Source organism: Streptomyces sp. S6 (assembly GCF_054880855.1).
The window spans coordinates 1-11,397 of record NZ_JBTYMC010000223.1 but is presented as its reverse complement, the minus strand read 5'-3'; the positions used below and the strand labels follow the sequence as shown (position 1 = coordinate 11,397).

General features: G+C 72.3%; 3 protein-coding genes. 1 reads left to right on the top strand and 2 read right to left on the bottom strand.

The window, feature by feature from the left end:
* Window positions 1-737, top strand: a 737-nt coding sequence (locus tag ACVNF4_RS25400; protein WP_461805192.1) for an alpha/beta hydrolase, incomplete at its 5' end; no start/stop codon positions are given.
* Window positions 738-819: 82 nt separating this feature from the next.
* Here ACVNF4_RS25400 and ACVNF4_RS25395 read toward each other — a convergent pair.
* The gene (locus ACVNF4_RS25395) at window positions 820-2,520 is read right to left on the bottom strand and encodes an ABC transporter ATP-binding protein (protein ID WP_461805191.1); all 1,701 of its coding nucleotides are present in this window, start codon (window positions 2,518-2,520) and stop codon (window positions 820-822) included.
* The coding region (locus ACVNF4_RS25390; RefSeq protein WP_461805190.1) for an amino acid adenylation domain-containing protein at window positions 2,507-11,397 on the bottom strand (8,891 nt) is incomplete at its 5' end. The genes ACVNF4_RS25390 and ACVNF4_RS25395, both read right to left, overlap by 14 nt.

The following is an 11,397-nucleotide window of genomic DNA, read 5'->3' as shown; positions in this document are numbered from 1 at the left end:
CGGCCGTCGGCGCGGACGCGGTGCTGCCGGTGCCGCGTGTCCGAGTGCGGTGGACGAGCGCGCGCCTCGGGCGGCGTACCGTCCGACTCCATCCGGTGGGCGGGGGCGGGCCGTTGGTCCTGCTGCTCGACGGCGACGACTGGCTGTACCTCCACCCCGCGACGACCGCGTTCGACTCCGCCGTCGCCGCGGGCGAACTGCCGCCCGTCACGCTGGCCTTCCTCCCCGCCAAGGACCGCGAGGCCGAGTACGCCTGCCGTCCCGAGCTGTGGGAGGGAGTCCGGGACGAACTCCTGCCGCTCGTCGCGGAGTCGGGGGTCCCTGCCGACCTCTCCCGGCTCGTCGTCGCCGGGCAGAGCCTCGGGGGGCTCGGCGCGCTGTACGCGGCCCTGGAGTTCCCCGGACTCGTCGCCGGGGTCGCCTGCCAGTCGGGGTCGTTCTGGTGGACGCCCGAGGCGGTCGGGTCCGTCGATCCGCTGGGGGGTGCTGTCGGGGGTGCGATGGCGGCCCGGCTGCGGGAGGGAGCCCAACTGGCGGGGCTGCGGGCCGCGTTCGACGTGGGGGAGCACGAGCGGGAGATGCTGCCGCACTGTGCTGTGGTGGAGGGGTTGACGCGGGAGGCCGGGGCGGAGGTGCGGGTGTCCCGGGGGGCTGCGGGGCATGACCGGGCGGGGTGGCGGGGGGCGTTGGTGCGGGATGTGGGGTGGGTGGTGGGGGGCTTGAGCCACGGGGGATGAATGAGGCGGTGGACGGGTACGGCGGTCAGGGAATCGCGGGACCCCCGTCGACGTGTCCCGCGCCCCTCACCCCTCCCCCACCTCACCTCGCCACAGCCGCGCAGTACGCCTCGTCCGTCGCCAGCAGGTTCCGGTGTGTGCCCTGCGCCGTCACCACCCCGTCGTCCAGCACCAGCACCCGGTCGGCGGCGTCGAGGAGTGCGGGACTGCTGGTGATGACCAGCGTCGTCCGTCCGCGCCGGAGTTCGGTGACGCGGCGGGCGATGAGCTGTTCGGTGACGGCGTCGACGGCGGTCGTCGGGTCGTGGAGGACGAGGACGTCCGTGTCGGCGGCCAACGCCCGTGCGAGCGAAAGGCGTTGGCGCTGGCCGCCGGAGAGGTTGGCGCCCCGGTCGCGGACGGGGTGGTCGAGGCCCTCGGGGTGCAGGGCGACGACGTCGGTCAGCAGGGACGCCTGGACGGCCTCGTCGACCGTGCGGCTGGTGCCGGAGGGGTCGATGTTGGAGCGGAGGGTGCCGGCGAAGATCTCCCCGTCGTAGGGGTTGACCAGGAGGTGTGCGCGGGCCCCGGCGACCGAGAGTTCACCGAGGGCGGCCCCGTCGACGCGGACCTCGCCCTCGTAGCCGTCCGGGGGGACGCGCACGGCGAGGAGGGACACCAAGTCGGCGGCGGCGCGCGGCTGATAGGCGGTCAGGGCGACGAACTCCCCGGCCTTCACCTGGAACTTGAGGTCGCGCAGCGCCCCGTACCGGACCCGGTCGACCTCCAGGTCACCCCCGCTCGCGGGCGTCCCGGTGCCCGGTGCCATCACCGGCGGGGCCGACAGGACCAGCGACATCCGGGCGGCCGAGGCGCGCGCGATCATCACGTACTTCGGCATCTCGGAGAAGAGTCTGAGGGGCTCCATGATGAACTGGGCGAGCCCGACGGCCATCACCAACTCCCCGATATTGATGCGCCCTTCGAAGGCGAGCCACCCGGCGGTGAGGGTGACGGCGGCGGCCAGGACGGCGTTGAGGGCGAGGGCTGTCCCGGCGTAGACGCCGTTCACGCGGGCGACGGTCACGGCCTGTTGCCTGGCCTCCGCGCTGACCTTCCGGTAGGAGCCGAACGCGGCGTGGTTGCCGCCGAATCCGTGCAGCGGACGCAGGCCCGTGATGAGGTCGGCGACCTTCGCCCCGGCCCGCGCGACCCGTGCCTGCTGCTCCTGGGTACTGGACCCGATCCGCTTCGACATGACGCTCAGGACGGACAGGATCGCCGCCGATCCGACGATGACGAGCAGTCCGAGCCGGACGTCCGCGAGCCCGAGGGCGACGGCCGCGACGAGCAGGGAGACGAGGGAGCTGACGAGGAGGGGGACGACCTCGATGATGTCGGCGGTCTGGTCGGCATCCTCGGTGGCGATGGTGAGGACCTCGCCGGACTTCAAGTCGGTGTCCCGGGCGACGGGTTGGAGCCCGCACCCGGCGACCGCCACCCGCCAGCGGTGCGCCTCGGTCGTGTTGGCCTTCTGGAGGATCCGCATGCCGAACCGCCACGACAGCGACACGGTCGTGATGATCACGGCCAACGCGGCGACGGACACGACGAGTCTGTCGAGGCCGCGGTCGCGCATCGTGTGTTCGACGATGAGGCCGAGCGCGATGGGGAAGGCGGTCTCCCCGGCCTGGTAGAGGCCCATGAGGAGGGTGCCGCCGGCCATCGCGCCGACGTTGCGGCGCAGCGCGGTGCGCAGGATGTCGGCCCCGCTGCGGGGCTGCCGGGGTTCAGGAGTTGTCATCGAGGTGGCGGGCAATCGCTTCGGGGGTGCGCAGGGTGAACAGGTCTCGGACGGTGACGACGGGGCCGAACTCGCGGCGGAGCAGCCCGATCAGGCGTACCGCCAGCATGGAGTGTCCCCCGAGGGACACGAAGTCGCTCACCGCGCTCACCTCGTCGTCGTCCAGGTCCAGTGCTTCGGCGAAGAACTCGCAGACGGCCGTCTCCGTCCCGGTCCGCGGTCCCCGCTCCCCCGCCGTGGTCAGCGCGCCCAGTGGCCGGGCCTCGGGCAGCGCCTTCGTGTCGGCCTTCCCGTTGACGGTCAGCGGGATGCCGTCCACCTGGGCGTAGTGGGTCGGGCGCAGGAAGTCCGGGAGTCCGGCGCCGACTTCTGCGGCGACGTCGGCCAACTCGGCGCCGTCGAGGACGAGATACGCGGCGAGCCGGTACGCCCCGTCCACCTGGGGGTCGCGCTGCGCGACGGCGGCGACGAACCGGACGGCGGGGTGTGCGGCGAACACGGCCTCCACTTCGCCGAGTTCGACGCGGTGGCCCCGGATCTTGACCTGCTGGTCGGTCCGGCCGAGGTACATGAGGTTGCCGTCAGGGCGACGCACGACGAGGTCGCCGGTGCGGTACATGCGCTCGCCTGGCGCCCCGAACGGGCAGGCCACGAACCGGTGTGCGGTCTGGGCCTGCTGCCCGAGGTAGCCGCGCGCGATGCCGACACCGGAGACGTACAGCTCGCCGGGGACACCGTCCGGGAGGGGCCTCAGCCAGGGGTCGAGGACGTAGACGTCCGTGTTGTCGATGGCGACGCCCACGACGGGGTCGGCGCACTCGAACGTGCCGACGCCGAGGGTGTTGATGGTGTACTCGGTCGGCCCGTACAGGTTGTAGCCGACCGTGCCGTCCGTCTCCGCGAGGCGCTGCCACAGTGTCGGCGTCACCGCCTCGCCGCCGAGCAGGACGAGCGGGGGCCGTCGCTCGGGGTCGTCCAAGAGGCCCTCGGCGACGAGCTGTTGGGCGTAGGTCGGGGTGACGTTGACGACGTCGATCCCGAACTCCAGGCAGTACTCGACGAGCCGGGGTGCATCGCGGCGCAACTCCTCGTCGCAGATGTGCACTTCATGCCCGTCGGCGAGCCACAGCAGCTCCTCCCACGACATGTCGAACGCGAACGACACGGTGTGCGCGATCCGGAACACGCGGTGCCCGTGCCGGGCCAGCACCGGTTCGAAGATGCGGCGTTGGTGGTTGATGAGCATGTTGGTGAGACCCGCGTACTCGGTCACCACGCCCTTGGGCTTCCCGGTCGAGCCGGAGGTGTAGATCGTGTACGCCGGGTGGCGCAGCCGGTCCGGGTCGTCCGGGGTGAACGTCACGAACGGTTCGGCGGGCGGCAACGGCCGGTCCAGTTCGACGAGTTCGGGGGTGAGCCGGTGCAGCCGGGGCGACACCGAGGACACGGTCAGGATCACCTCCGGCCGCGCGTCCTCCACGATCGCCGCGATCCGGTCGTCCGGGTGGTCCAGCTCCAGCGGCACGTAGGCCGCGCCGACGCGCAGGACGGCGAACAGGGCGACGATCGAGTCCAGCGACCGCGGGATCGCGAGGCCCACGTTGGTCTCGGTGCCGATCCCGCGCCCGGCGAGCACACCGGCCAACTCGCGGCTGCGGTCCCGGAGTTCCCCGAAGGTGAGGGTGTTGCCGTCGGCGACGAGCGCGAGCCGTTCCGGGGTGCGGTCGGCGGCCCGGTCGAAGCGGTCGACGACCGTGTCGGTGGTGATGTCGGTCCTGACCCCGGGCACGGGCACGGCGCCCGGTCCCGGCAGCGCGCCGACGGGTCCGGTGGCGCGGGCGAGGTCGTCGAGGACGCGGAGATAGTCGTCCAGCAGCCTGCGCGCGCTCGCCGGATCCCCGTACCGGTACTCCAGCTTGACCGTGAGCCGGTCGCCCGGCGTCACGACCCACGTGTACGGGTAGTGCGTCGAGTCGTCCGCCTGCACCTCGACGATGCCGTGCCGCGCGTTCATCTCCGCGAAGGCGTCCAGGTCCAGGAAGTTCTGGAGGACGAACAGGTTGTCGAACAGGGTGTCGTGGCCGCCGGCCCGCTGGATCTCGCCGAGCCCGAGGTGCTCGTGGTCCATCGCCGCGACCCGCGCCGCCTGCACGCCCTCCAGGTAGGCCGCCACCGAGTCGCCGGGCCGGGCCCGGGTCCACATCGGGACGGTGTTGAGGAGGACGCCCACGACGTCGTCGAGCCCCTCCCCCTCCCGCCCGGAGACGGTGATCCCGAACACGGCGTCGGCGCGGCCGGTGTGGGCGCCGAGCAGCAGCCCGAAGGCGCCGGTGAGCACGGAGTTGAGGGTGACGCCGTGGGTCTTGGCGGCCTCGCGGAGGAGGTCGGACCGGTCGGCGGTGAGGGTGTGGACGAGGCTGGGGGGCAGCTCCGTCGACAGTTCGGGGGCCGGTCCGGCGAGGAGGGTCGGTCCGGGCAGTTCGGCCAACTGGTCTGCCCAGAACCGCTCGGAGGCCGCTGTGTCGCGGGCGGCGAGGGTGCGCGCGTACTCCTCGAAGCTGGGTGCGGGCGTCAGCGTGGGGGCGCCCGCGTACGCGTCGAACAGGTCCCGCAGGACGATCTCCCGCGACCAGCCGTCCCACAGCAGCAGGTGGTAGCTGAACAGCAACCCGTCCCGCCCGTCGGGCAGTCGGACGACGGTCAGCCGGATCAGCGGCGGCTCCCCGAGGTCGAACCCGGCGTCCCGGTCGGCGGCCCGGAAGGCGTCGACCTCTTCGGCTGCCGGCTCGACGGTCCGGACGTCGACACGCCTGCCCGCCTTGAGGACTTGGACGGGGTTGCCGTCGGCGTCGGTGGTGAAGCCGGCGCCGACGACCGGATGCCGGGCGATGACGTGGGCCATCGCGTCGGCCAACTTCTCCGCGTCGAGGCGCCATTCGAAGGTGAACCAGCTCTGCGCGACGTAGTGGCCCGCTTCCCCGGCCAACTGGGCCTGGAAGAACAGGCCCCGCTGGAGGGGAGTCACCGGCGCGGTGCGCTCGGCGGTGGCGGAGGCATCGACGATGTGCTCCAACGCCTTGAGCCAATGCCCGGCGATCGCGTCCGGGACGCCCTCGTCGAGGGTGAACTCCGCGCGCAGCTCCCCGCCTTCGATCCAGGCGTTCACCTCGACCGCGTACGGGCTGCCCTGGTCACCGCCGGTGATGTGCAGCGCCTGCTCCTCGCTGCCTCGGCCCAGGTAGTTGAAGAGGACCTGCGGGCGGGCGGTGAGGAGCGGGGCCGTCTGCGGGTTGAGGTATCTGAGCTGCCCGTAGGCGACATGCCCGCGCTCGTCCGGCTGCCGTGCGGCGGCCTCGCGGGCGGCCTCGACCGGGTCGGTGTGCGCGGTGAGGCGTACCGGCGCGATCGAGGTGAACCAGCCGACGGTCCGCGTGTAGTCGTGCCCTTCAAGGACGGGCACCCTTCCGTGCCGTTCCAACTCCACGGCCAGATCAGCCGGTTCGTCCTGCACCGCCGTGAGCGCGACGCGCAGGGCGCCGACGAGGAGTTCGGTGAGTCCGACGCCGAGGGCTTCGGGGGCGGTGCGGGTGAGGAGGCCGGTGAGCTCCGGAGTGAGGACGACCGATCTGGAGCGCAACTCCCCGGTGACGGCTACCAGTTCGGGCGCGGCGAGCGTGTCGATCCAGTGACCGAGCCCGCCGGTCCCCTGCTGCGCCTGTGCGGCGAGCGCTTCGGCGTACTGTGCGTACGACGTCGTCGGTGCCTCAAGCTCCTTGCCGTCGAGGGCGGTTGCCAGATCCTCCAGCAGGATCAGCCACGACACCGCGTCCACGGCGAGGTGGTGCACGACCGCCACCAGCGTCCGGCTCTCCTCGAGCCACCCGAACACGGCCATCCGCCCGGCCTCGGGGTCCAGCCGGTCGGCGAGTCCGTCGGCCGACAAGGGCCCACGCACGAGGGCGAGTTCGGCGTGGGGTTCAGTCCTGAGCGTCCAGACACCGTGCTCGGTCCCCAGCCGAAGCCGGAGGGCGGGGTGCGCGGCGACGACGGCTTTCGCCGCTCGCTCGACGTCCGCGAACCCGGCGCCGTCGGGGGCGGTGAGGGTCCTCGCCTGGGCGAACCGGGTGAGGGATCCGCCGAGTTGACGCCGGCGGAGGATGACCGGGGTCGGGGCGACAGGGCCGTCCCGCACGATCGTCACCGCCTTGGGAGCGGCCGGGACGCTCACCCGCTCGGCCAGCGCACGCGGTGTCCGCAGCAGGAAGACGTCCCGGGGGGTGATGCCCAGCCCCAGCGCACGCGCCCGGTTGATGACGGTGATGGCGACGATGCTGTCGCCGCCGGCGCGGAAGAAGTCGGTGTCGGCGTCCACGTCGGTGCCGGGCAGGGTGGCGGTGAAGATGCCGATCAGCGCGTCGAGGGCCGCGGCGTCAACCGTGAAACCCCGAGCGGTGTCGTTCTGCGCGGTGTCGTCCTGCGAGGCCCTTGCCGCCAGCGCCTTGCGGTCCAGCTTCCCGTTCACCGTCAACGGCAGCACGTCCACGGCCAGTACCCGCCCCGGCACCATGTGCACCGGCAGCTTCGCGGCGAGCCGTTCGTCCAGGTCTCCCGGCACCCGCCCGACGACGTGCGCGACGAGATGGTCCCCGCTGTCCGCGACGGTCACGGCGACGTCCGTCACCCCGTCGATCTCCCGGACGGCGGCCTCCACCTCGCCCAACTCGATCCGGAACCCCTTGAGTTGGACCTGGTCGTCGGCCCGCCCGGCGAACTCCAGCTCCCCGCCGAGCGTCCGGCGTGCCAGATCCCCCGTGTGGTACATCCGCGACCCGTCCCCGGCGAACGGATCGGCGACGAACCGCCCCGCCGTGAGCCCGGCCCGCCCCAGATACCCCAAGGAAACCTGCGACCCGGCGACATAGATCGCCCCGACCTTGCCGGGCGGCACCGGCCGGAGCCGGTCGTCGAGCAGATAGGTCACAAGTCCCGGGATCGGCCCGCCGATCGGGCTGGCGTCAGCCGCGGAGGGCCCGAAGTCCTCGTCGGTCAGCACTCGATGCGTGACATGCACGGTCGTCTCGGTGATCCCGTACATGTTGACCAGTTCGGGCGTCCTCGTGCCATGCCGCTCGACCCATCCGCGCAGCCGCCCCGGTTCGAGGGCCTCTCCGCCGAAGATGATCCGGCGCAGCGCGGGCAGCGCCTCCCCGGAGAGCCTGTCGGCCTCGGCGAACTGGTAGAAGGCGGAGGGGGTTTGGTTGAGGACCGTCACCCCGCGCTCCCGGACCATCCGGTGGAAGTCGACCGGCGACCTCGTCAGCCCGTACTCGGGGATCAGCAACTCGGCGCCGTGCAGGAGCGCCCCCCACAGCTCCCAGACCGCGAAGTCGAAGGAGTACGAGTGGAACTGGACCCACACGTCGCCCGGCCCGAAGCCCATCGCGGGCCGCGTGTTGGCGAGCAGCGTCACCACCGACGAGTGCGGGACGACGACCCCCTTGGGCCGACCGGTCGAGCCGGACGTGTAGATGACGTACGCCGGGTCCTGCCAGCCGACCTCGAACGGCTCTGTGCCCAGCGGCAGTTCGTCTCCCTGGACGATCACGCGCGCGTCGACCCCGACGCGGGCCAGCAACGCCGTGAACCGGTCGCGGTGTTCCGCGTCCACGAGGACGACCTGCGGGGCGGAGTCGGCGAGGATGTGCGCCAGCCGCTCGTCCGGATAGGCGAGGTCCAGCGGCACGTACGCACCGCCCGCGCTGACGACGGCGACCAGGGCGACGACCTGTTCCACCGAGCGTGGCACCGCGACCGCGACCCGCTTGCCCGCGCCGACTCCGGCGGCGCGCAGGACGCACACCAACTCGTTTTTGGCGTCGGCGAGTTCGCCGTATGTCAGGGAGCGGGTCGTGCCGTCCAGGGCGACCTGGGTGACGGCGGTGGCGTGCGGGTTCTGCCGGGCGGCGGTGTCGAACCGGACGTTGAGGGGGGTGTGTTCGAAAGTCGGGTTCGTGTCGGAGAGGGCGGGCCGATCGGGGTCGGCCAGGAGGCCGGTGAGCGTGCGGGTGAAGGTGCCCAGGATCGTGCGGGCGTCCCGCTCCCCCAACACCTCCGTGTCGTAGATGAGGTTGAAGCGGTCGCGTTCCACGACCAGGGTCAACGGGTAGTGCGGGGCGCCCTCGTTGACGATTTCCGTGACGGCGATGGTGTCGCCGGGGCGGCGCAGGGCGGTGATGTCGGCCGCTATGTCGAACACGACGAGCGTGTCGAAGAGGGTGCCCGCGCCGATCCGGGACAGGGAGACGTGCTGGTGGGCGAGGACCGTGCTCTGGTGCTCGCGGACCGAGGCGAGCAGCTCGCCGGCGGTGGTGTCCGTGTCCCAACGGGTGCGTACGGGGATGGTGTTGATGAACAGGCCGACCATGTCCGCGATGCCGGGCACGTCGATGTCGCGGCCGGAGACCGTGGAGCCGAAGACGACGTCGGTGCGGTGCAGGAGGGTGCCGAGGGTGACGCCCCAGGCGCTGTGCACGGCGACGCTCAGGGGGACGCCCGCCGTCTCGACGTCCGCCAGGGCGGAGACTTCGGCGAAGGTGTCGGAGGGGGTGTGGCCCTCGGCGACCAGGGAGGGGCCGGTGAGGCCGGCGAGTTCGTTCCGCCAGATCCGGTCGCTCTCGGCGGCGTCGCGTGCGGCCAGTGCGCGGACGTAGTCGGCGAAGCCGCCGATCGGGCGGACACTGCCGGGTGCGTGGTACTCGGCGAGGAGGGCGCGCAGCATCGGTGGGACGGACCAGCCGTCGGCGATGATGTGGTGCACGGTCTGCACGAGGACGGTGCGTCCGGCGCCCGCGCGGACCAGGGTGTAGCGCATCAACGGGCCTGCGGCGAGGTCGAATCCGGCACGCCGGTCGCGTTCGGCGAGGGCGTGGAGTTCCGTGTCGGTGATGCCGGGGCGGTCCAGGACCGTGAAGGGTGCTTCGACGCCGGACTCCAGGACGGAGACGACGCGGCCGTCGGCGAGGGCGGTGAAGCGGGCGGCGAGGTTGGGGTGGAGGTCGAGGAGGCGGGTGGCCGCCGTGTTCAGCCGGTCGGCGTCGATCTCCCCTTCCAGGGTGAGGAGTTGCTGTTCGACGTAGGCGCCGCAGGAGTCGTCGTCGAAGACCGAGTGGAAGTAGAGGCCCTCTTGCAGCGGGGTGAGCGGGAGGATGTTCCGCAGTTGCGGTCCGTCGAAGGTGTCGACGTCGGCTTGGGTGAGGGGGACGAGGTCGAAGTCGCTGGGGGTGTGGCCGCCGGTGTCGAGGGCGGCCAGTCCGGTGAGGGCGGTGGTGAAGTGGTCGCCGAGGATCGTGATGTCGTCGTCGGTGAAGACACCGGAGGGCCATGACACCGTCGTCACGAGCTGGAACTCGCCGCTGTCCGGGTCGGGTTCGGCGATGGCGTTGAACTCCAGGGCGCGCGGCAGCCGCATCGCGGGGTCGCGCTTCTCGCCCAACTGGTCGGTGTTGCCCGCGAGTTCCCATTCGCCGTCGGCGCCGGCGTCGAAGCGGCCCAGGTAGTTGAAGAGGACCTGGGGTGCGGGGGCGGCGAAGTCGGCGCCGTGGAGGTGGCGCAGGACGCCGTAGGAGAGGCCGCCTCGCGGGACGCGGGCGAGGTCTTCCTTGACGGCCTTGAGGGCGGACGTCAGGTAGGCCGGGTCGGTGGGGTCGGGGGCGGTGCCGGGGTCGACGGTCACCGGGAAGAGGGTGGTGAACCAGCCGACGGTGCGCGAGAGTTCGGGTTCGAACCCGGCGCAGGCCGCGACGTGGCGGGCCTCGCGTCCGTGTCCTTCCAGCTCGATGTGCGCGAACGTCTGGCCCTCGCGCCGGCGTGCGAGGGCGACGGCGAGCGCGGTGAGGAGGACGTCGTTGACGCCCGCGTGGAACTTCGCGGGGAGGTCACCGAGGAGCGCGGCGGTGATGTCCGGCCCGACCGTGAGCACCCGGACGCGTTCGTTCGCGACGGTGTCGGCCTCCGACAGGGCACGCCTGCCGAGGAGTTGGTCGGGGCCGGGCAGCGGACGCTCGTAGTGGGCGCGGTCGGCGTCGAACGCGGCCCGCTCCAGGAGCTGTGTCCAGCGCCTGAACGACGTGCCGACCGGCGGGAGTTCGACGTTCGCGCCGGGGCGGTACTGCTCCCAGGCCGTGGCGAGGTCCTCGCGGAGGATGCGCCAGGAGACGCCGTCGACGATCACGTGGTGGGCGACGAGGACGAGTTGGCGTGCCGCGCGGCGCCAGACCGCGCGCAGCATCACGCCGTCGCCGGGGTCGAGTCCGGCGGTGGCGAGGGCGACGCAGTCGTCGAGGGGGCGGTCGCTCTCCTCCCAGCCGATCGTGGCGCGGCCCGGCTGAGGGACGTCGAGGCTCCAACTCGCCCCGCGTACCAGGCGGGCGCGGAGGATGTCGTGGCGTTCGGCGAGGGCGGTGAGGGCCGCGTCGAGGGCGTCGCCGGTGAGGTCGGCGGGGGTGTTGAGGACGACGGACTGCACGAACCCGTCGACCGCGTCCGTCGTCTCCCCGAGCCAGCGCAGGATCGGCGAGCCGGTGACGCTGCCCGTCGGGACGTCCGCGTGGTCCGTCGCGGTGACGTCCTCGCGGCTCGCGACGGCCGCGAGGGCGCCGACGACGCTGTGGGTGAAGATCTGCCGGGCGGTGACGTGCAGGCCCTGTTCGCGGAGGGCGCCCAGCAGGGAGATGGCGAGGATGCTGTCGCCGCCGAGCCGGAAGACGTCCTGGTCGACGCCGACCTCGTCGAGGCGCAGCACCTTCGCGACGGCCGCGCAGACGATCCGCTCGTTCTCGGTCGCGGGCGGGACGATCGTGCCGGTGCGGATTTCGGGTT